Source organism: Megasphaera sp. UPII 135-E (genome assembly GCF_000221545.1).
Lineage (GTDB): Bacteria > Bacillota > Negativicutes > Veillonellales > Megasphaeraceae > Megasphaera > Megasphaera hutchinsoni.
This window is the reverse complement of record NZ_AFUG01000039.1, coordinates 1-619: the sequence shown is the minus strand read 5'-3', so window position 1 is coordinate 619 and position 619 is coordinate 1. Positions and strand designations below refer to the sequence as shown.

At 36.5% G+C, this 619-nt stretch carries 1 pseudogene; it reads right to left on the bottom strand.

What is annotated here, in order from left to right:
• Window positions 1–518 (bottom strand): annotated as a pseudogene (locus HMPREF1040_RS06010) (IS481 family transposase); the annotation flags it as partial.
• Window positions 519–619 lie beyond the last annotated feature (101 nt).

Below are 619 nucleotides of genomic sequence, written 5' to 3'. Positions count from 1 at the left end.
ACTCGTTTCCTGCTGTATTCATCTATTCCTGTTATTTGATAATATCTGTTCCCGTAACTTGGAAAGCGAATACATTCATCCGGAACATACTTTATATCAATTTGAACTTTATCGCCCGGATATTTACCGTCCATTCTCTCGTATTTAGAATAACTTTTTCGACGAATTATCGGCTTCTTATACCCTTTTTTACGTATTTGTCGGCACATACTTGTAAAACTTCGTTTATATCCTTTTTCTCTGCATCTAACGTAAACTTCGGCCAATCCATACACGCCGTTACGCTTCAGCATCCGTTGTATTAACGCCAATTCTTCTTTTTTATGAGCCTTAGGACTACTATGCGGTCTTCTTGATTTAAGTGCAAGGCTCCTGACGGTGCCATCGTATTTTTTTAGCTGCCGATATACAAACTGTCTATTTGTATGATATCTTCTTGCGGCACGTGTTATCCCATGTTTTATTGCATATTCACATAAACGTTGGCGAAAACGCATTTCTTCGGTTATAATTTTCATGAGAGGTCTCCTTTGATACTTTTGTGTTTGTGGTAAAACCTATTGTATCAAAGTTCCTCTCTTTTTTCTTTTATTTCTGTAACATATGTCTTATCACATTA